This is a genomic window from Selenomonadales bacterium, from assembly GCA_018335585.1.
Lineage (GTDB): Bacteria > Bacillota > UBA994 > UBA994 > UBA994 > UBA994.
Window position 1 is genome coordinate 1 of the sequence record JAGXRZ010000040.1, and the last position, 20,643, is coordinate 20,643.

The 20,643-nt window shown below is 56.2% G+C and carries 23 protein-coding genes; 20 read left to right on the forward strand and 3 right to left on the reverse strand.

Going from position 1 to position 20,643, the window contains the following annotated elements; genetic code table 11:
* The coding region (gene glmM / locus KGZ66_06490) for a phosphoglucosamine mutase (GenBank protein ID MBS3985233.1) at window positions 1–1,277 on the forward strand (1,277 nt) is incomplete at its 5' end.
* Between the two features lie 159 nt (window positions 1,278–1,436).
* Window positions 1,437–3,263 carry a glutamine--fructose-6-phosphate transaminase (isomerizing) gene (gene glmS, locus KGZ66_06495; GenBank protein ID MBS3985234.1) on the forward strand — a complete coding sequence of 609 codons (1,827 nt, stop codon included), beginning with the start codon at window positions 1,437–1,439 and terminating at the stop codon, window positions 3,261–3,263.
* A gap of 103 nt (window positions 3,264–3,366) precedes the next feature.
* On the opposite strand, the gene KGZ66_06500 is transcribed toward glmS, so the two are convergent.
* Genes KGZ66_06500 through KGZ66_06510 form a run of 3 tightly spaced genes read right to left on the reverse strand, consistent with a single transcriptional unit; the run spans window position 3,367 to window position 4,380 of the window.
* The gene (locus KGZ66_06500) at window positions 3,367–3,777 is read right to left on the reverse strand and encodes a HEPN domain-containing protein (GenBank protein ID MBS3985235.1); all 411 of its coding nucleotides are present in this window, start codon (window positions 3,775–3,777) and stop codon (window positions 3,367–3,369) included.
* 2 nt (window positions 3,778–3,779) lie between these two features.
* A complete protein-coding gene (locus KGZ66_06505) occupies window positions 3,780–4,115 on the reverse strand; it encodes a nucleotidyltransferase domain-containing protein (GenBank protein ID MBS3985236.1) in 336 nt (111 codons plus the stop codon).
* Between the two features lie 10 nt (window positions 4,116–4,125).
* Window positions 4,126–4,380, reverse strand: a complete 255-nt coding sequence (locus KGZ66_06510) for a hypothetical protein (protein MBS3985237.1) — start codon at window positions 4,378–4,380, stop codon at window positions 4,126–4,128.
* A 298-nt stretch (window positions 4,381–4,678) separates the two neighbouring features.
* Here KGZ66_06510 and KGZ66_06515 point away from each other — a divergent pair, with 298 nt between their 5' ends.
* The 18 genes from KGZ66_06515 (at window position 4,679) to tsaB (ending at window position 20,625) form a co-directional block, all read left to right on the forward strand.
* Window positions 4,679–5,029: a holo-ACP synthase gene (locus KGZ66_06515; protein ID MBS3985238.1), complete on the forward strand. Its 351-nt coding sequence runs from the start codon at window positions 4,679–4,681 to the stop codon at window positions 5,027–5,029.
* A gap of 38 nt (window positions 5,030–5,067) precedes the next feature.
* Complete coding sequence (gene alr / locus KGZ66_06520; protein ID MBS3985239.1) at window positions 5,068–6,228, forward strand: alanine racemase; 1,161 nt, start codon at window positions 5,068–5,070, stop codon at window positions 6,226–6,228.
* Window positions 6,229–6,311: 83 nt separating this feature from the next.
* Window positions 6,312–6,584 carry a ribbon-helix-helix domain-containing protein gene (locus KGZ66_06525; protein ID MBS3985240.1) on the forward strand — a complete coding sequence of 91 codons (273 nt, stop codon included), beginning with the start codon at window positions 6,312–6,314 and terminating at the stop codon, window positions 6,582–6,584.
* A gap of 1 nt (window position 6,585) precedes the next feature.
* Entirely contained in the window at window positions 6,586–6,936 is a 351-nt protein-coding gene (locus KGZ66_06530; GenBank protein MBS3985241.1) for a type II toxin-antitoxin system PemK/MazF family toxin, read from the forward strand.
* 89 nt (window positions 6,937–7,025) lie between these two features.
* On the forward strand, window positions 7,026–8,009 hold the full coding sequence (locus tag KGZ66_06535; protein ID MBS3985242.1) for a D-cysteine desulfhydrase family protein: 984 nt from the start codon (window positions 7,026–7,028) through the stop codon (window positions 8,007–8,009).
* Complete coding sequence (locus tag KGZ66_06540) at window positions 8,006–8,731, forward strand: gamma-glutamyl-gamma-aminobutyrate hydrolase family protein (protein MBS3985243.1); 726 nt, start codon at window positions 8,006–8,008, stop codon at window positions 8,729–8,731. The genes KGZ66_06535 and KGZ66_06540 overlap by 4 nt, the downstream gene beginning before the upstream one ends.
* Window positions 8,715–9,776 carry a P1 family peptidase gene (locus KGZ66_06545; GenBank protein ID MBS3985244.1) on the forward strand — a complete coding sequence of 354 codons (1,062 nt, stop codon included), beginning with the start codon at window positions 8,715–8,717 and terminating at the stop codon, window positions 9,774–9,776. The genes KGZ66_06540 and KGZ66_06545 overlap by 17 nt, the downstream gene beginning before the upstream one ends.
* A gap of 15 nt (window positions 9,777–9,791) precedes the next feature.
* Window positions 9,792–10,259, forward strand: coding sequence for a hypothetical protein (locus KGZ66_06550; protein MBS3985245.1), 468 nt, complete (start codon window positions 9,792–9,794; stop codon window positions 10,257–10,259).
* Window positions 10,260–10,287: 28 nt separating this feature from the next.
* Entirely contained in the window at window positions 10,288–10,584 is a 297-nt protein-coding gene (locus tag KGZ66_06555; GenBank protein MBS3985246.1) for a hypothetical protein, read from the forward strand.
* 167 nt (window positions 10,585–10,751) lie between these two features.
* On the forward strand, window positions 10,752–12,581 hold the full coding sequence (locus KGZ66_06560; protein MBS3985247.1) for a glutamate mutase L: 1,830 nt from the start codon (window positions 10,752–10,754) through the stop codon (window positions 12,579–12,581).
* A gap of 14 nt (window positions 12,582–12,595) precedes the next feature.
* Window positions 12,596–13,714, forward strand: coding sequence for a hypothetical protein (locus tag KGZ66_06565; GenBank protein MBS3985248.1), 1,119 nt, complete (start codon window positions 12,596–12,598; stop codon window positions 13,712–13,714).
* A gap of 155 nt (window positions 13,715–13,869) precedes the next feature.
* Window positions 13,870–15,009: a class I SAM-dependent RNA methyltransferase gene (locus KGZ66_06570; protein ID MBS3985249.1), complete on the forward strand. Its 1,140-nt coding sequence runs from the start codon at window positions 13,870–13,872 to the stop codon at window positions 15,007–15,009.
* Between the two features lie 58 nt (window positions 15,010–15,067).
* Complete coding sequence (locus KGZ66_06575) at window positions 15,068–15,352, forward strand: hypothetical protein (GenBank protein MBS3985250.1); 285 nt, start codon at window positions 15,068–15,070, stop codon at window positions 15,350–15,352.
* 203 nt (window positions 15,353–15,555) lie between these two features.
* Window positions 15,556–16,680: a hypothetical protein gene (locus KGZ66_06580; protein MBS3985251.1), complete on the forward strand. Its 1,125-nt coding sequence runs from the start codon at window positions 15,556–15,558 to the stop codon at window positions 16,678–16,680.
* On the forward strand, window positions 16,677–18,200 hold the full coding sequence (locus KGZ66_06585) for an MATE family efflux transporter (protein ID MBS3985252.1): 1,524 nt from the start codon (window positions 16,677–16,679) through the stop codon (window positions 18,198–18,200). The genes KGZ66_06580 and KGZ66_06585 overlap by 4 nt, the downstream gene beginning before the upstream one ends.
* A 328-nt stretch (window positions 18,201–18,528) precedes the next feature.
* Window positions 18,529–19,500, forward strand: a complete 972-nt coding sequence (gene thiL, locus KGZ66_06590) for a thiamine-phosphate kinase (GenBank protein MBS3985253.1) — start codon at window positions 18,529–18,531, stop codon at window positions 19,498–19,500.
* Window positions 19,493–19,969: a tRNA (adenosine(37)-N6)-threonylcarbamoyltransferase complex ATPase subunit type 1 TsaE gene (gene tsaE / locus KGZ66_06595; GenBank protein MBS3985254.1), complete on the forward strand. Its 477-nt coding sequence runs from the start codon at window positions 19,493–19,495 to the stop codon at window positions 19,967–19,969. Before thiL ends, tsaE begins: the two co-directional genes overlap by 8 nt.
* Window positions 19,957–20,625 carry a tRNA (adenosine(37)-N6)-threonylcarbamoyltransferase complex dimerization subunit type 1 TsaB gene (tsaB, locus tag KGZ66_06600; GenBank protein MBS3985255.1) on the forward strand — a complete coding sequence of 223 codons (669 nt, stop codon included), beginning with the start codon at window positions 19,957–19,959 and terminating at the stop codon, window positions 20,623–20,625. The genes tsaE and tsaB overlap by 13 nt, the downstream gene beginning before the upstream one ends.
* The last annotated feature ends 18 nt before the right edge of the window (window positions 20,626–20,643 follow it).

Genomic DNA, 20,643 nt, shown 5'->3' on the forward strand with positions numbered 1-20,643 from the left:
CCCCGGAGCTAGCGCTCGCGCTCGGGCGGGCCGCAGTAACTACCCTTGTGAACTCACACAGCCCGGTAGTCTTTGTGGGCAGAGACACGCGCCGCTCAGGCGACCTGCTTGTGTCTGCTTTAGCAGCGGGCTGCATGTCTGCCGGTGCCGAGGTTGTCGACCTAGGCGTGGTGCCCACCCCCGCGCTCGCTTACCTTACCCGTCGCCATGGCGCAGGTATAGGTGCGGTTATTTCCGCTTCGCACAATCCCGCGATTGACAACGGCATTAAGTTCTTCTCGCGGGACGGCTACAAGCTCGCGGATGAAGCAGAAGACAAGATTGAAGCACTGGTGCGAAATGGCGGCGCACGCGCCGTCGCCGGCGACCGCGTAGGTCTCCTGCGACAAGACGCAACACTTACAAAAGACTATCTCGCCTATCTTAAGAGCGTGGCCCCCGTAAACTTGGCGGGGTTGCGCATTGTCGTGGACGCGGCTAACGGCGCGGCTTTTGCTTTGGCTCCGGCGCTTTTTGCGGCGCTTGGGGCTAGCGTTATTCCACTAAACGTGTCTCCCGATGGACTAAACATTAACGTACGCGCAGGCTCGACCCACCCCGAGCGTATGCAAGAGACGGTTAGGGCCGAGGCGGCGCATCTAGGTCTGGCCTTTGACGGCGATGCCGACAGGCTTATCGCCTGCGACTCACGCGGGCGACTCGCCGATGGGGACAACATCCTCCACATATGCGCATCTTTCCTGCATGCACAGGGTATGTTGCCGCACGCGACGGTAGTGGGGACGGTAATGAGTAATTTAGGTCTTGACGCCGTATTAAGGCGTAAAGATATAACGGTGCGGCGCGCACCGGTGGGAGACCGCTATGTTTTGGCCGAAATGCAGAGCAGTGGCGCGGTACTTGGCGGGGAGCAGTCTGGGCACTGCATATTCCTAGGCTCAAGCACCACCGGGGATGGCCTGCTCACAGCTCTCATGCTGCTTAAGGCTATAGTGGAACAGGGCAGGCCCTTAGACGCTTGGCTTGACGAGCTTAGGCGCTATCCACAGGTGCTCTTAAACATCGCGGTTCCCAACAAGCATGCCGCCATGCACCACATCGCGGTAAAGGAGGCGATAGTAAGGGCCGAAACCAGCCTGGGCGAAATGGGACGCATCTTAGTGCGCCCATCCGGCACGGAAGCATGTGTCAGGGTAATGGTGGAGGCTCCGGATGAAGACATGGCTAGCTCAACGGCAGAAGCAGTTGCGGCCACCATACGAAGCGTAAGCGCCTGAGCTAGCCCAAAAGGCTAGCTGACGAGGTGGGGGTTTATCGAGGATTCGGCGGATGCCCCCGGGCCTAGGGCGGCTCAAGCCCCGAGCGAAAACCGCCAAGTGATTGGCGGAACAATGCTTTGGGCAGCCCTTAATTGAACAGAGGAGGACACTCACTTAATGTGTGGTATAGTCGGCTATATCGGTAGCCCAAGAGCGATGGGTGTCATTATGGACGGCCTTGGACGCTTGGAATACCGGGGATATGACTCAGCCGGGATTGTGTTGTTTGACAACGGGGGACTGCTCTTGGCCAAGAACGCCGGTCGCCTAAATGTGCTAGCCGAGCGCCTGCGACATAACCCGCGCACATCGGCCCATCTAGGTATAGGGCACACGCGTTGGGCCACCCACGGCGCCCCCACCGATGTTAACGCCCACCCCCATATGGGCTGTGACGGGAGCTTTGCGGTAGTGCACAACGGCATTATCGAGAACTATGGCGAGCTGCGCCGCGAACTTACCGCCCGCGGGCACAAGTTTCTTTCCGATACAGACACCGAGGTTATACCGCATCTCTTAGAAGAGCTCTACGAAGGAAATTTGCCGGCGGCAGTAGAGGCTACAGTCGCTAAGTTAAGAGGGGCCTTCGCCATAGCCGTAGTCTCGTCGGATGACCCCAGCATGGTAGTTGCCTATCGGCAAGACAGCCCCCTAATCATTGGACTTGGGCAAGGCGAAAACTTCCTAGCTTCGGACATCCCTGCGCTTTTGCCGTATACACGGCACACGGTGGTGCTCGACGATGGCGACCTCGCCGTACTTAAGGCCGAAGGTGTGTCCTTCTACCGTGAGGGGCAGGAAGTACAAAAAGAAGTTATGTATGTAGAGTGGGATGAAGTAGCCGCCGAGAAGGCGGGGTTCCCTCACTTTATGCTAAAAGAAGTTCACGAGCAGCCTAAGGCGCTTAGGGATACGTTAGCGGGGCGCGTGCGCGACGGGGGCACTAACTTGGCCGAGGAAATCGGTCTTACGCCGGAAGTCGTGGAGTGCATCGGACGCATCGCCATCGTGGCCTGCGGCACGGCTTACCATGCCGGTTTAGTGGGCAAAGCGCTGATTGAGAAGTTAGCGCGGATTCATGTGGAAGTCGACGTAGCTTCGGAGTTTCGCTACCGTCGGCCGGTGCTTGGGCAGGAGGATTTAGTCATCATTGTGAGCCAGTCCGGCGAAACGGCTGACACTCTCGCCGCTTTGCGTGAGGCGAAGCGACAGGGCTGCCGCGTCGTGGCCATCACTAACGTGGTCGGGAGTTCGGTGGCACGGGAAGGGGAGCATGTGCTGCACACCTTGGCCGGCCCAGAGATTGCCGTAGCGTCCACTAAGGCCTACACGACGCAGCTCGCCGCGCTTACGTTAATTGCGATTGAGCTTGGCTTGGCGCGTGGGACACTGACGCAAGCGAGAGCGAATGAACTGCTGCACGGCATAAAGTCCATTCCCCAGTTTGTGAGCGAAATTCTCGCCCAAGCAGAAGCAATCAAAGTCTTAGCCGAGCGGGTAGCGCAAAGTGAACACGTGTTCTTTATCGGCCGGGGGCTCGATTACGCGGTAGCCCTAGAGGGAGCGCTTAAGTTAAAAGAAATCTCCTACATCCATGCCGAGGCCTATGCCGCAGGCGAACTTAAGCACGGCACCCTTGCGCTTATTACCGAGCAGACGCCGGTCATTTGTCTCTTTACGCAACCGGAGATTGCCGAAAAAATGGTCAGCAACGTGGAAGTAGTGCGCGCGCGGGGAGCTCTCACCCTAGCCGTCACCAACTGCGATAAAGCCCAGACCGCCGCTATCGCACATCACGAAATCCGTATCCCGCCCATTGACCCACAGTTAGCCCCCATCTTGGCAGTTATCCCGCTGCAGCTAATCGCCTACTACGCCGCCGTAGCACGCGGCGCCGACGTAGATAAACCGCGAAACTTGGCTAAGAGCGTGACGGTGGAGTAAGGGACGGAGGGGAGAGAGTGAGGAAGAGGGACGGAGGAGTGCGACACTCCTCCGTCCCTCTGCCTTACTTGAATGGGTTGACTACTTCTCCACGGGCCCAGGTTCACTCCTCAAAGCGACCTTCTTCCTCTCTCAACAGCGCATGAAATAGCTGAACAAACCTTTCCACCTCGACAAGTTCAGCGGTCACATCGTCAAGGCCGAAGTTAGTGAAAGCTTTATAGTCGCCTTCCTGACGGGCATTAGACATGCGATCATATAAAGCCCCCATGTCTTTCGGGACAGTTCCTGGCCTGACCAAATCCCTGTGAAAGGCCGCCTGAATGGCACTGTGCTTGCTATATTTTACTCCCCTAGCTATAAATAGTGCGCTGACTGCATAGAACACAGCGTAGTATAATCGGCTCATGCTTGCGCTAACGATGTTTGCACCCAACAGCACTCGGGCTGCCCGTACGCTCTCATGGGCTTTGTCCATCCAGTAGCCTGCTAATACTAAGCGTTCGGCCCGCATGGCTAGATAACCGCTCCTTCCTGACGGATATCCTGATACACCGGCAACTGCGACCATATCGGTGACAGCCATTCACTCGTTGAGACTATCAGTAGGTGGATGACAACTCCGTGCTGAAGGTTGATCTCGAAAACAATATCTGACATAGCTCCTTTTTCCCGGTAAGACATTGGTCTTGAAGTTAACACGAATAAGTCTAGATCAGAGTCTGCGGACCCCTGTCCTCTCGCAAAGGAGCCGAACAAGCGCACCTCTTGCACAGGGAACCGAGCGTGCAATGCTCTGCTCGCTTCTTGTATGGCGCTAACCTGGTGGCAGGCAAGATGTAATGCCTTCAAGTTCATTGCTCTATCTGGCATGGAGGTCGTCTCTCTTCCAAGGCACGTTTTTCGCGATTCCAAACCCTAGGCCGAGGTCAAGCCCACTACTCATCACAGCTAGCTGTCGGCTTTTGGCGGTACTGTAGGCCTCATCCTTCCGGACAATCTCCGCTAAAGACTCCGCCAATAGGCGGGACAGCGAAACTTGCCTATTGACGGCAATGTGTTTCGCCTTTTGCAGGATGTCTTTAGGTAGTGATAACGTTACGTTTTGGCTTTCCACGCCGCACACCTCCACGTAAATAAGTGTAGCACATTTTATTGAAAGCTCAAACTTGATGAGGCGGTGGGGTGAGCTTTGAGCTGTGAGCGGTAAGGGGTGGAAAGGTAAAAGGTTAAAGGTTAAAGGGGAACCGTACCTACTGCGACACCACCTGCTGAGCACTGGGCACTAGGCACTGGGCACGCCCTCTACCAGGAGCCAGTAGCTAAGAGCCAATAGCCCTCCCGTGTCACTTAATGTAGACCGAACGCCCGCAGTAAGATAGAATTAGCGTGAAAACAACACGGGGGGATACTGCATGCGCGGTATAGGCATTGACATTACACCTGTGGAGCGCATCGCTCTGCTCGACCGCACCTACCCCGAGAGGTTTCGCTGCAAAGTGCTAGCTCCGCTGGAGGCACCTAGCTCCCCGGAGTCTCTCGCTGGGCTGTGGGCGGCTAAAGAGGCTGTAAGTAAAGCACTAGGGACAGGTTTTAGCGAGTTTGGCCCACGCGATATCTACATCGGCTACGACCTCCACGGTGCCCCGCGGGTTACTCTAATGGGACGAGCAGGGCAGGTCGCAGAGACTCGCGGCATTACGCAGGTACTAGTGTCTATATCGCACGCCGGTGGTATGGCTGTAGCTTGTGCCGTCGCGTTCTAGTGGCAGCGAGAATCCTTATAGGAGAAGTGATTAGGCATATGGCACCTCTACGTTCGACAGTCGCCGATATCGCACTCGACAACATCGCACTCAATGTGCAGGCTATACGGGGACTCCTCCCCGCCCGCACCGAACTAATGGCCGTGGTTAAGGCCGACGCCTACGGGCACGGTGCGATTGAAGTAGCTTCTTTGGCTTTGTCTGCAGGGGCGACGCGCTTAGGTGTGGCTGTGTTGGACGAGGCTATAGAACTTAGGCGGGCGGGGATTGCCGCGCCGATTCACATTTTAGGGTATGTGGGGCCCGAATGTGCCGAACAAGCAGTAAAACTTGGCCTTACGGCTACAGTGTTTGACCGCGAGGCAGTGCAGGCGCTTTCTAGCGCGGCGACGCGGCTCTCGCGCAAGGTCAAGATACACGTAAAGGTAGATACCGGTATGGGCCGCTTAGGAGTGCGCCCGCAGGACGCGGTAGGATTCACGGAGCTAGCCATGAGTTTGCCGCATCTTGAAGTGGAGGGCATCTTCTCGCACCTAGCCTGTGCCGATGCCTCCGACCTCGCTTCCGCCCGCAGCCAAACTGCTGTTTTCCAGGAGTGCTGCATGCGCCTTGAGGCAAAAGGGTATAGGCTAACTAAGCATATCGCCAATACGGCTGCCATCCTAGCGCTACCAGAGAGCCACCTCGACATGGTAAGGCTCGGGCTTGGTCTATACGGCATGTATCCCGCGCCCCACATGAAGTCTTTGGTTAAGCTCCATCCCGCTATGTCTGTGCGTTCACAGCTCTCCTATGTCAAGTGGGTAGAGGACAAGACCCCAATCGGGTATGGTTGGACTTACCGCGCCGCAGGGCAGCGTCAGATAGCCACTGTGCCCATTGGCTACGCCGACGGATACTCGCGCCGACTCAGCAACTTAGGCCAGGCGCTCGTGGCAGGGCAGCGCGTGCCCTTAGTTGGGCGCGTGTGTATGGACCAGTGCATGTTTGACGTCACGGGTGTAGCGGCGAAAACCGGGGATGAGATAACCCTATTGGGCAGTTCCGGGCAGGACGAGATTTCGGTCGATGAAGTGGCCGCTTGGATGGGCACTATTAATTACGAGGTTACCTGCGGGATTAGCCGACGCGTAGCTAGGGTATTCTGGCGCCACAACCAAGTTTCCGGCGTACGCACTTTGCTCGGTCGCATGCATTAACTTCCCGTTTGTTGACACACTTATCTTGGGGTAGATATAATTAAGTACGGCGGGCATGTCCGAATCGGAGAGGGTGTGGCGCAGTGGCAGTCACAAAACGCATTATGGTTACTCTGCCCGAACATCTGTTGGCAGAGCTAGACGTGTTGGTGCGTGAAACCAGTGGTAATCGCAGCCAGCTTGTACAGGAGGCGATGCGCGCTTACCTGCAGGCTAAGCAAAAACGGCACCTCTACGAAACTCTGAAAAACGGGTATATGGACATGGCGGAGATAAATCTAGCCCTCGCGCGCGAGAATCTGGCCTTAGAAAACGAAGCCTTAGAAAGAACGAGAGTAGCGGGTGGAGTGAGCTAGGTTGAATATCAGGCGCGGCGACATTTACTACGCGGACCTAAGCCCTGTGGTGGGCTCAGAGCAAGGTGGAGTTCGCCCGGTACTGGTTGTACAGAATGACGTAGGTAACAAATACAGCCCCACTGTTATTGTCGCAGCCATAACTTCACAGATTGAAAAGGCGCGCTTGCCCACGCACGTAGAAATTACGCCGCACGAGACAGGGTTAGAGCGCAATTCTGTTATTTTGCTTGAGCAAGTGCGCACTATCGACAAGCAGCGCCTCACCCACAAGATTGCCCACCTCGAAAAAGACGTAATGGACAGAGTTAACGCCGCGCTAGAGATTTCTTTGGGCCTTATAACTTTTTGATTGAGGAGCCTTTGCTTAAGGGCCCTTTTTTCGTGTGCGTGGAAGGAAATCGGTGATGACAGCAGAACTTAACGGGGGGAGGGATGCCGATGAAGTGGTTACCACGCGTGAAATTTGCTATGCTGCCAACTGCGCTTGAGGAAACACCCCGCTTAAGCAAAGAGCTTGGGATATCTTTGGTTGTCAAGCGGGACGATAACACAGGTCTCGCCCTTGGAGGCAATAAAGCGCGGAAGCTTGAGTATCTTGTAGGAGAAGCACTAGAAGTCGGCGCGGATACATTGATTACAACCGGCGCGCCGCAAAGCAACCACTGCCGCATGACCGCCGCCGCAGCTGCCAAAGCGGGGCTCATCTGCCATCTCGTCCTGAACGGGACCCCTTTAGCGGTAAAGCAAGGCAACGTCTTGCTTGACGAGCTGCTCGGTGCCAAAGTGCATTTTCTTGGGAGCGACGACGCAAGTCTCGCCCCGGCGAGAATGCAGGAGCTTAAAGCCGAGCTTATCGCAAATGGCGCGCGGCCGTACCTTGTACCGCTAGGAGGGTCAAGCCCCGCAGGAGCGGTCGCGTATGTCACCGCTATCGAGGAGTTAATAGCTCAAACTCCCGACAAACCCTTTGACTATATCGTACACGCCTCGGGTTCCGCCGGCACGCAGGCCGGATTACTTGCGGGAGTTAAGCACTATGGCTTGCCGACGCGCGTCATTGGCATTAGTGTCAGCCGGCCGCGGGCAAGGTTAGAGCGCGAGGTTCTCGAGCTTAGCCGCGACACTCTCGCCCACGCGCAGTCTAAGGCGCACACCACAGAAGACGACATCTCTGTCTACGACGACTATGTGGGTCGCGGCTATGGCCTGCCTACGGCAGCTTCCGCTAGCGCGCTTGAGCTATTTGCCCGCCGGGAAGGAATCATCCTCGACCCCGTCTACACGGCCAAAGCCGCGGCAGGGTTAATCGACCTAGTGCAGCGCGGGGTAATTGCTGGCGGCGCACGCGTGGTGTTTTGGCATACAGGCGGCACGCCTGCGCTCTTTGCCGATGTGTCGCTACATTGGAGGGAGAGGCCATGACCAGGAAGCCAACTATTGGGGTCACCTGTTTTCACGACTGGCAGGAGCAGCGCCATCGCCAAAACGACACCTACATTAACGCCATAAAGAAAGCGGGCGGACTGCCGGTTCTATTGCCCTGCCTGACGGGAGAGGCAGACCTCGCCGCACATCTAGACTTGGTAGATGGTTTACTGGTGGCAGGCGGGCCCGATGCCGACCCCGTATTCTTTGGGGAGGAACCGGAGGAAGGTTTGGGAAACGTCAACCCTTGTATGGACGCTTATGAGCTCCCAGTCATAGCCATGGCGCTCAGACGCGATATGCCGGTGCTGGGAATCTGCCGCGGCGTGCAGATGCTCAACATTGCGGCCGGTGGCTCGGTCATTCAGCACCTTCCCGCCGCGGTGCGTCGGGTACTTAAGCATCAGCAGTCCGCACCGCGCAGTTACGTTACGCATGCCATTGACATAGCCGCCGGCACGTTGCTCTCACGCATCCTGGGAGAGGGGACTACGCGCGTCAACAGCTTTCACCACCAAGCCGTAGGCCGCGTGGCTCTAGGGTTTTGCGTTTCAGCAGTTGCACCCGACGGCGTGGTCGAAGCCATCGAGTCGACGGAACACAAGTTTGCCCTAGGCGTGCAATGGCACCCGGAGTGTATGTGGGACGCAACGCCTAATTTCGACCCTCTATTTACTGCCTTCGTTTTGGCGGCGCAGAATTATGGCCAAATATCCTAGCGTACGCCCACGGGAGCTCGGCCTAAGCTTCGGGATGCTGCCGACAGGAGAACTCAACGCCATCACAGATGTGCCTGACGTAACGGTGGGGCATGCGAACGTAGTGCAAGGCGACAACGTGCGCACCGGCGTTACAGTAGTTATCCCTCACGCAGGCAACGTTTTTCGCGAAAAAGTAGAAGCAGCTGTCTATGTCGTTAACGGCTTTGGCAAGGCGGCCGGGGTCACGCAAATTGAGGAACTGGGGGTTATGGAGACTCCAATCGCCCTAACTAATACCCTTAGTGTGTCGGCCGCCATCGAAGGGCTCATAGAATATAGCTTAAAGCATAACCCTGAGATAGGGACTACTACCGGCACAGTGAACGCCGTGGTCGGCGAGTGCAACGACGGGCACTTAAATGACATTCGTGGGCGACATGTCAAGCCTGTGCATGTGGCAGAGGCTATAGCTGACGCTAGTAGTGGCATGGTCCCCGAAGGCGACGTCGGCGCAGGCAAAGGCATGGTTTGCTTTGGCTATAAAGGCGGTATAGGCACCTCCTCGCGCCTCGTTGGCGACTACACCTTGGGGTGCCTGGTTCTTACGAACTTTGGGCGCAGAGAACACCTGACTATTCTCGGGCGACCGATAGGCAGACAGCTTGCCATGCGGTCTTCGCATGCCGCTAGTCCCGACGGTTCAGTTATTATTGTGCTGGCCACTAATGCGCCGCTTGACGCACGGCAGCTCCTCCGTGTAGCACGGCGCGGCGGGCTTGGCCTAGCCCGCGTGGGCAGCGTGGCCTCACATGGGAGCGGAGACTATGTCTTTGCCTTTTCTACCGCCATTAAAACGCAGCACTTTGAAGAAAGAATTGAAGTCCCGCGCGTTAGGCTTAACGAAAGTAGCCCGCTTATGACGGGGTTGTTTTTGGCGGCAGTGGAGAGCATTGAAGAAGCGGTGGTAAACTCGCTGTTTGCGGCAGATACGCTCTCTGGGCAACAGGGACGCGTCGTACAGGCGCTACCTGTGAAGAAGGTCTTGGAGTTACTCCGCGATTAGACTGGGGGAAGTCACGTGAAAAAGTCAGAGAAGAATAAGGGCGGTAAGGGCAAGCAGAGCCCGCAGCAGGCGAAAGCTCCTGCAGAAGGAAGTGAGCTACTCAAATGGACGGTGACGCCCTTTCGCGAGGAACCCAAGAAAGGCGTCGTCTTCGGGCTTAGCTGCCTCCTATTTCTTGCGCTACTATATATCCTTTATCGGGAGATAATATGGGTAGTGCTGGCTGTAGGTGTACTCACCGCAGCGTACAGCCAGTACATTTTTCCGTCACACTATCGCCTCACCACAGCCGGAGTTGAAGTTAGGTCGCTGTTTAGCAAGACATCACGGGCGTGGTCGCAATATACCAGTGTACGCAAACACAAAGACGGCGTTTTTCTGGTCTACGGCATAGGCAGACAGAGCAGGTTAGGCCACTTTCTTTACTTCGGGGACCAGAAACCCGAGGCGGTACTTGCGGTTATAGCTAAGTTTATCGCGTGAGTAGACTAGGTGAAAGCGAGGTTAAGACATGGTCTTAGGTGAAGCGGATCTTACCCCTGAACGCCGCGACGAGTTGTTGTTAAAGGTAGCCGAGAAAATCGAGCGATTTGACCTTATCACCCCCGCAATCTTCTTCCTGCAAATGAGCAAACCGCTCTCCTTTGTAGGCAGCCAGGCCCTGCTTTCTTTTGCTCCCATGGCAGGGCTCATCATGAACGAGAAGCTGCTCGAGGAGTTTAGCCAGGTCATGGCCGACCGAGAAAACGTCGAGCGGTTAATGGTCCTCCTTGAAGAGCGGGAAGCGCAAAAGCGCAAAAAGTCCTAACATTGACAATTGACACGCTTATTTCGGTAAGCGTGATTTTTTCTGGCTTAGCGCACAATACGCGCGGCCGTGTGGTATAATACTTAATTGTTGTGAGGTACCATTGTAGCCGCCCGTGAAATTTTGATGGGCGAGATTGCTAATAATGAAGGGGGATTGGGAACATCATGGAGCAGAACCGAAAACTACGGTCGATTCTCGCTACGGACTGCGGTAGCACCACCACCAAGGCAATTCTCATTGAGCTGGTGGACGGTGTGTACCGCTTAGTATGTCGTGGCGAGGCCCCGACCACTGTTGAAGCTCCTTTTGAAGACGTCACCATGGGAGCTCGTAATGCCATTCATGAAATCGAAGAGCTGATGGGGCGTACCTTCCAGGACGAATCCGGCATCATTACGCCGCAGCGGGACAGCAAGGTGGGGGTAGACATTTACCTCTCCACCAGTAGCGCCGGCGGCGGGTTGCAGATGATGGTGGCAGGCGTCGTTAAACAGATGACAGCCGAAAGCGCCGAACGCGCTGCCCTAGGTGCAGGTGCCATCGTTATGGATGCTATCGCCATTAACGACGGTCGTCTGCCCTACCAGAAAATCCAACGCATTCGCCAGCTTCGCCCCGACATGATTCTGATGTCCGGCGGCATTGACGGGGGCACAATCACGCACGTCGTAGAGCTAGCTGAGCTCATCTCCGCGGCGGAGCCGCGTCCGCGTCTAGGTATCGGCTTTAACCTCCCCATTATTTACGCCGGCAACAAGGAAGCCCGCAAGCATATCGAGACCACGCTCGCGGAGAAGACCGACTTGCGCATGGTAGATAACCTGCGTCCGGTGCTAGAGAGGGAAGTCCTCGGCCCGGCGCGCGAGGAAATTCACAACCTGTTTATGGAGCACGTTATGGCTCAGGCGCCCGGCTACAACAAGCTCATGAGTTGGACGGAAGTGCCTATTATGCCTACTCCCGGAGCTGTGGGCAAGATGATTGAAACCGTAGCCAGCCAGAAAAAGATGTCTGTAGTCGGCGTCGATATCGGTGGCGCCACGACGGACGTGTTTTCGGTTTTTGCCGATACGTTTAACCGCACGGTCTCCGCTAACTTAGGCATGAGTTACAGCATTTGTAACGTCATGTTGGAATCAGGCATTGAAAACATCATGCGTTGGGTGCCCTTTGATATCGACGCGGCAGACCTCAGAAACCGCATTCGCAACAAGATGATTCGTCCCACGACAATTCCTCAGACGATGCAAGAGCTCGTTATCGAGCAGGCCATTGCGCGCGAAGCATTGCGCTTAGCCTTTGAGCACCATAAGTCCTTGGCGGTAGGTCTCCGCGGTATTCAAACGCAGCGGGATATTTCCGAGGCCTTTGAGCAGACAGCTACCGGCGCTTCCTTGGTCGACCTGATGAAGCTTGGCATGATTGTAGGCTCGGGTGGCGTGCTGTCGCATGCGCCGCGCCGCGTACAAAGCGCGCTGATGATGCTTGACAGCTTCGTGCCTGAGGGCTTTACGCAGCTCGCGGTCGACTCTATCTTTATGATGCCGCAGCTAGGCGTACTCTCAAGCGTTAACCCTGAGGCTGCGCAACAAGTATTTGACCGCGACTGCCTGATTCGCCTTGGCACAGCTATTGCCCCTGTAGGTACTGCCAAAGAGGGAGACGACTGCGTTACCGTCAAAGTTACGACATCTAAAGGCGTCGTCACCGAACGCAAAGCGACCTTTGGCTCTATGCACCTGATTCCGCTGGACGAAGAAGAAACTGCTGACGTAATCGCGAGACCGGCGCGCGGATTTGACCTCGGGCGCGGCAAGGGACATGAAGTGCATGCGAAGGTCGAGGGCGGCGTAGTTGGCATAATCATCGACGCACGCGGTCGCGGGCCGCTCGGACTACCTAGCGACAAGACCAACCGCATTCGCAAGCTCGTGGAGTGGTACAAAGCACTTGATTGCTACCCCATGGATATTCTCGGGAAGTATCTCGGTTAAGGAGGAAATGGCTAATGGCTAATGCATACACCCCCGGTTTGCTGGTAACAGAGTCCGTCGTAGTCCGCAAGCGCCGCCGCCTGCCAATACCGGGAGACGTTTTGGTTAAGGCGGGCGATGTAGTAAAGCCGCACGACATAGTCGCACGCACGCAGATTCCCGGCGACCCCGAGACAATTAACATCGCCAATCAGTTAGGGCTAGAGGGCGAAGAAGTGCTTGAGGTCATGAAGAAGAAAAAAGGCGACGCCGTGAAGAAGGGCGAAGTCATCGCCGAGAAGACCTCCTTCTTTGGCCTGCTTAAGACTCCTGTACATTCTCCCATTGACGGCACGGTAGACAACATCTCCGGCGTCACCGGGGTTATTACGCTGCGTCGCCCTGCTGTGCCGGTATCCATTCCGGCCTATATCCACGGCACGGTGAGCGAAGTTATCCCCCGCGAAGGCGTCGTAATTGAAACGCCGGCCGCGTTGATTCAGGGAATCTTTGGTGTGGGCGGCGAGACGCAAGGCGTGCTCGAGGTAGTAGCCAAGACGAACGCCGACATCTTGAACGCCGACAAGATTAAGCCGGAGCACAAAGGCAAGATCGTTGTGGGTGGCTCACTTGTCACGGCTGACGCCTTAAAGAAGGCAGCGCAAGTCGGTGCAGCCGGCTTAGTAGCGGGCGGGATTATCGACAAAGACCTCATCGAATACCTTGGCCACGACATCGGCGTCGCCATTACCGGCGCAGAGGATATTCCCATCACAGTTATTCTTACTGAAGGGTTTGGCCAGATCAACATGGCTGACAAGACCTTTGGCCTTCTGAAATCTCTCAACGGCAAGGTTGCTTCCATAAACGGAGCGACACAGATTCGTGCCGGCGTTATGCGCCCAGAGATTGTCGTCACCAGCGAGAACATGAAGAAATCGAACGAGCGCGATTTAACTGCTGGCATGGAAGCCGGCACGCCGATTCGCGTCATTCGCGAGCCCTACTTTGGCAAACTAGCCACCGTGCACTCTTTGCCGCCGGAGCTACACGTCATCGAGACCGGCGCTAAAGTGCGTATCCTTACGGCCAAACTCGCGAGCGGCGAGATAGTCACGATTCCGCGTGCCAACGTGGAGCTGATTGAGGGGTAAAGTGAGAGAAACAAAAGGGACGGTTCCTCTTGTTTTGCGAAACAAAAAGAACCGTCCCCTTTGTTCTCTTATCTCTGTGCCCTCCGTGACTCTGTGGTGCAAAATCTAATTTCCCGTCCCAGGAACCCCTAAATCAAACGTAACATAGGAGACTTATGAACACCAATCTTGAGCTAATCGCCACAGCCACATTTGGGTTAGAAAGTGTCGTCGCCGACGAGGTCAGAAGACTTGGCTACGCAGATGCTCGCGTCGAAAACGGCAAAGTTACCTACCGGGCTGATGCGCTTGGCATCTGTCGTTCTAATTTATGGCTTAGGGTTGCTGACCGAGTGCGCCTCAAGCTTGGCGAGTTTCGGGCAGAGACTTTCGACAGCCTGTTTGAGCAAACGAAAGCCCTCCCCTGGGAGGAGTATCTCCCTAGGAACGCGCGTTTCCCGGTTGACGGAAAGAGCATCAAGTCAAAGCTGTTTAGCGTTTCCGATTGTCAAGCCATAGTCAAGAAGGCCATTGTGGAGCGACTGAAGCTAACATACAAGCTGCAATGGTTTGAGGAAAACGGGCCGCTTTACCCGATTGAGGTGGCTTTGCTCAATGATGTGGCTACTCTAACCATAGATACTTCCGGCCAAGGGCTACACAAGCGCGGCTACCGCTATCAAGCCACAGCTGCTCCGCTCAAGGAGACACTGGCAGCGGCCCTAATCTACCTCTCCAAGTGGTACAGAGACACCCCGCTAGCCGACCCGTTATGCGGTTCCGGAACTATCCCGATTGAAGCGGCTATGCTAGGACTAAACATGGCTCCGGGCTACAAGCGCGGATTTGTAGCGGAGGAGTGGCCGCAAGTGCCCAAGGAGCTATGGGGGCAAGCAAGACAGGAAGCCGGCGATTCTCTAACTCCCGACGCACCGCTAGAGATAGTCGGCACCGATATCGACCCAAAGGCCGTTGCCTTAGCTCGGCATAATGCCGATTTAGCCGGGGTAGGCGGGAAAATCCATCTGCAGGCCCAGCCGGTAAGCAGTTTTAGTTCCAAAAGGAAATACGGCAAAATCATCTGTAATCCTCCCTATGGCGAACGACTCGGTGAAGGTGAGCAGGTGGAACGCCTGTACAAGGAAATGGGCGCTGTCTTTTCAAGGCTCGAATCGTGGTCGTACTACGTTTTGACAGCCAATCCGGCATTTGAGCGCTGCTTCGGCCGAGCCGCCAGCAAAAAGCGCAAGCTCTATAATGGGGACATCAAGGTTGACTATTACCAGTACTTCGGGCCACGCTTGCCAAAGTCGTAACACTGCATTTTCCCCTGCCCCTCCTGCACACACTAAGGAAAAGTGTGGGAGGGGTTTTGTGTTTAAGTTTGTACCGGTGGCCGAGCCGGATGACGCCAGGCAGGACGCTCTAATCGAAGCCGCGGTGAAAACCATTCAGAAATACGGTCTGGAAGCGCCCGCCGTCTTCTTCGGCGAGGCTATGAAGCCCATGTCCTTTGCCGCAGGACAGTTTGTCCACGCTTTCGCCTTTCTGCCCGCTGCCTTCTGGCAGAACGAGGACGACTGGCAACAAGTGGCCTTCATTCTGTCTGACCGCGCCCGCCTAGAAAAGCTACTACGACGACTTGAGCAGGAGAGCTAAAAACAAAAGAAAAACAAAAGGGACGGTTCTTTTTGTTTTTTCGAGCCGGTCGCTAATCTCGGCAACTTTCCCTGCCATCCTTCTGTCTAGGATGGCCTTTTGTGCAGGAGTACGCTTGCGTTCTAGAGAAATATTGAGAGTAGTGGTTAGGTGCGCCATCATAAAGGAGAAACTGGGCTCTAGACCGTGAAGGAGGCTAGGCAGTGTCATTAAGTGATAAAGCTAAGAACTATATCTTATCGATGACCAATGCAGATATTGCCGGGGCGGCGATGCTGGCCGCGTTGCTCAGCTGTGCCTGGATCCTGTTGTTTGTCGGCTTTAGACCGCCGTTCGCCAACGAAGAGTTCTTCAGACTGGTAGACCATGTGGCGTACCCCCTGCTGCTAGTTCTGCCGGTTAGTCTGGCACTTGCCCTGAGGACTCCCGTCGGCGTATTCTTGGCAACACCCTATCTAGTCCCAATCGCTTGGCACCTAATCGAAAATCTCTTGGCCCGCCAAGACGGCATAGCTCCCGTTACGAGCTCGCGGCTGTTCGCGGCAACGGTGATCATTTTTGTCGTGCCCTTTGTGCTTACCCACATGTTGCGTAAAGTACGGGAGACAGACAAGGCAAAAGCATACCGTGTGGTGGGTGGGCTGCAGATGCTGATCTTGGCGGTGGCGGTCTACTACTTTACCTACCACTACGGCGTTCAGCACTTGGCTCAACCGGTGGTTAGTGTGCAACGGCTTAGGTTTTGGGCACCACCGCTTACGTTCCCTCTCGTAGAAGAAGAGGCCGCATTTGTCGTCGACAGGCGGGGTCGCCTCTTTCGCATTGACCTAGCCTCCGGGCGAAAGCGGGTGATTGCACAAATACCGAGGCCGTCGCCTGCTGACGTTGGGTTTGGTAACATGACTCTCGAGCGCGCAACCGGGTGGTGGAGCCCCTTCAGAAACGAAGGAGTGTTGACTCGCATTGACCACAGCACGCTGTACTTCCGCTACCATTACATTGATCTCTTCAACATCCATGCAAGAATTAATGAGTTGACAGGTGAAGTTGACTGGAATCTGCACAAACGAACGGGCGTCACTGACCCTCCGCCTGTCTTCTGGGAGACAGTGTCCCAAGGGACTGCTATCTCTGTGCTTGGTGGTGGGGCTAGGTACTTTAATGTTCTTATTCAAGGCGAGAACATCAGGACGGCCATTGACCCCTTGGGTTGGGTCGATTGGCGGCAGGCCGAGCACGGCTGGGGACTGCTGGGGACAAGTCGCGGTCATGTCATTATTGTGACCGTCAAGGAACCTAGGGGGAATTCGCCCGGCGCTCCGTCTTGACATACCCTGAGGCGGCACATAATATTATCGTAGCCGAAATTTCAGGGGGTATTACTATACTTACAGAGCTTACTAAGAAGCACGGTGCAGGCAGCAAGAACGGGCCTTTCCTTTGGTCTTGCTTCTTGCCTCTTGCCTCATTTTTCTTGCACCGCCCTACCCCCATTAAAGAGCTAGGCGCAAACCCTTCCGTAGAAGAGGTGCGTGGCCAAGTCGTCAGGTTAGCTCTCCCCGCCATTATTGAACAGGTGCTGATGTCCCTTATCCATATGGTAGACATGGTTATGGTAGGTAGTCTTGGTGCTGGTGCTATTGCCGCCGTGGGATTAAGCAACCAACCTATGTTTGCGGCGCAAGCGCTTTTCTCTGCCGTAAGCGTTGGCAACACCGCCCTCATCTCGCGCTTGATGGGGGCGAGGGATATAGAGGGCGCCAATCATGCCGCTAAGCAGTCGCTGCTTTTGGCACTCGTATTGTCGGGTTTGCTCACGGTCTTTGTTTGGTTTGCCGCGCCGCTGATTATCACTTTTATGGGTGCCGAACCGGATGTCTTTCCTCTAGGTGTCGCGTACACGCGTATCGTCGGGCTTAGTCTGTTCTTTTCGTTGACCAGCCTAATTCTAAACGGCGTGCTGCGCGGCGCCGGCGATATGAAGACGCCCATGCGCGTAAACATTGCGGCTAACGTCCTAAATCTTGTTGGCAATTACATACTAATCTTTGGCCACCTTGGGTTTCCGGCTCTAGGTGTGGCCGGTGCGGCCTATGCTACGCTCTTCAGTCGACTGGCGGCTTTGATTATGGTCCTTTTGACGTTCCTTTCAGGGAAATATGTATTGCGCTTTCATTGGCTAGACGATTGGCGGCCGGATGTCGCCGTTATGCGCCGCATTCTTAGGGTCGGGCTACCGGCTTCCGCCGAGCAGCTCACCATGCGCCTTGGCATGATGCTGTATGCGCGCACTGTGGCCGGGCTTGGCACTATCGCCTATGCGGCCCACCTCATTGCCATAACCATTGAAGGGCTCTCCTTTACCCCCGGTATGGGGTTCGCCATGGCCTCCACCACCATGGTGGGGCAGGGGCTCGGAGCCGAGCGCCCCGACCTCGCCAAGCGCTTTGGGCTCGAGGCGCGTTTTATTGCCATGCTATTTATGAGTACGGCAGGAATTATCCTGCTTATCTTTGCGCGCCCGCTCGTCTCCCTGTACACGGATGACCCAGCCGTCATCGCCCTCGGCGTCATGTGCTTGCGCATCATCGCCGTGGTACAGCCGATGATGGCTTCGAATTTTGTGATGATGGGCTCGCTGCGCGGCGCCGGTGACACCCGCTTCGTTATGGTTATTACGCTCATCGGCATCTGGGGCGTGCGCCTTACGCTGGCGTACTTCTTTGTGCAGGTCTTAGGCCTAGGCTTGATGGGTGCTTGGTTTGCCATGTCGCTTGACCAGTTTACGCGCGGCACGCTGGCTTTCCTCCGCTTCCGCCACGGCGGTTGGCAGCAGGCAAGAGTGTGAGAAAGCCGCCAGGCGCCAGCCGCCGGGCACCAGGGGGCCGTAGCGAATGGGCTTTGAGCGTTGAGCTTTGAGCGGGGGCAATCATGAATCATGAATCATGAACTGCGCGGAGTGGCTTTCGGCTTTCCGCTGTAAGCAGTAAGCTGTACGCTGTAAGCGACAACGCTCTACTGAGCACTGAGCACCCCCGCTGCCTGCCGTCCTCCACTAAGTGCTAAGTGCTAAGTGCGAAGTGCCCGTCCTACCAGCAGCCAGCACTCCCCCGTCCAACTGTTGTCCCCTACCGACTTAGTCTGTATAATTTATACGACTGGAAGGTAGTGAGAAAGTGAAAGTACGTGACATCGGCGAGTTTGGTCTGATTGCGCGCCTGCTGGGCGAGGCGAAGGCTTTGGGCGGAGTAGTAGTAGCCGCAGGCGACGACGCAGCGGTAGTTGAAGTGACGCCGGGCTCTCGCGTTGTCTTTACCTGCGACTGCATGGTTGAAGATGTGCATTTTCTGCGCACGGCAAACGGGGAAGATATCGGCTATAAACTTATGGCCAGCAACATTAGCGATATTGCGGCGATGGGCGGGCGCGCGCGCTACGCAGTCGTTACTTTGGTTACGCCTTCCGACGAGCCGGTAGCCTGGCTCGAAGATATTTACGCCGGCATTAAAGAATGTGCCTCGCAATACGGCTGCCACGTGGTCGGGGGAGATACGAGCCGCGGCCCTAAGATTATGCTTAGCGTGGCTTTGCTAGGCGAAGTGCTGCCGGGGCGCGAGTTGCTGCGTAGCGGTGCACGGCAGGGCGACGTGGTTTGCATCAGCGGGCCGCTTGGCGGAAGCCACGCCGGACTGCAGGTCGAACTTGGCCGGGTCGACGCTCAAGTAGCCGGCGCACAAGAAGCGAGGCTTAAGCACTTTCGTCCCGCTGTGCCCACAGAACTAGCACTTGTCTTGGGCGAAATAGGCTGTCGCTGTGCTAATGACATAAGTGACGGTTTGGCTAGCGAAGCGCGAGAAATCGCAGCGGCTAGCCGTGTTGCCATAGAACTTGACAGCGCGGCCATCCCCATCGCGCGCGAGGCAGAAACGGTAGCGCTTGCCTTAGGTGAGCCGGCACTCGACTACGCGCTATATGGTGGCGAGGAGTACGCGCTCCTCTTTTGTCTGCCGCCTGAACTCGCGGCCCTAGCGTGTGAGCGCTTCCCTCTCGTGCAGGTAATTGGGCGCGTCACCGCAGGCGAGGGCGTTTATCTGCAGAAGTACGGCCAGAGGGAGCGGCTGGCCACGGCCTACACGCACTTTGTCTAGCCGGGATTTTGTCGGCGAGTTAGTGTCACACTCGGCCGCCGAGCTGCAAAGTTACGGGGCCACCCTCGGCAGGTTACTGACAGAGGGACTAGTCATCGTGCTCGCCGGGTCGCTTGGGGTGGGCAAGACTACTTTTGTACAAGGACTAGCGAGAGGAATGGGCATTGCTTCCCCGGTCACTTCCCCCACCTTTGCGCTCGTTCACCTGCATGAGGCTTCGCCGCTCTCCCTCGTACACTGCGATTTCTACCGCCTAGAGAGCGAGGCAGAACTAGAGCAACTAGGCGTGTGGGAGTACTTTACCCCCGCGCATGTCGTGGCCATAGAATGGGGACAGGCGTATCGCGCGCTGTTACCCGAGAACTGCCTGCAGATTGAAATTACCGCGCGCCAAGGTGAGCGAATCCTGCACGTCTGTGGTCCGCGCACCGCAGCACTAGAAGAGTGGGTGAGAAATTGCCGGTTTTAAGCCTTACGACTGCCACTTCCACGGCGAGTGTAGCCGTAACGGAAGACACCCTTGTGCTTGCGGAGCTGTCCTTTAGCGGCGTGCGTAGTCACGCGGCGCGGCTCCTGCCGGCTGTAGATTATGTGCTGCGGCAGGCCGGTGTCGAGCGAGAGACCCTCAGCACAATTGTCATAGGGAACGGCCCCGGCTCGTTTACGGGCCTGCGCATAGGCCTAAGCTTTGCCAAAGGTTTAGCCGAGAGTTTGGGATTACCTCTAGTCTTAGTTCCCACGCTCCATGGCCTGGCCGCACAGTGCGAACTATATGCCGGCCATATTGTGCCCCTCCTGGACGCACGGCGCGACGAATACTATGCTGCGGTCTTTAAGAGCGACAGCCGCTGTCTCACCCGCGTTACCGAGGACCTTGCCGTCAAAAAGAGCGAGCTAGGAGAGTGGCTGCTTTCCCTAGGGGTAGAGGAATGCCTCGTTACGGGGGATGCCGCCCTGGGTGTCAGTTGCGGCGTGCCATGCCTAGTTGCGCCTCCTGGAGTACGCACTTCGCGTGCAGGGACTCTTGCCCTCTTGGCGCGTCACTTCCCGACTACGAACCCGCAGGAAGCAAGGCCAAACTACATTCGCTCTTCCTCAGCTAGGCCCAAGCAGGGAGGTATCTGAGTGACGGTTCTCTATTCC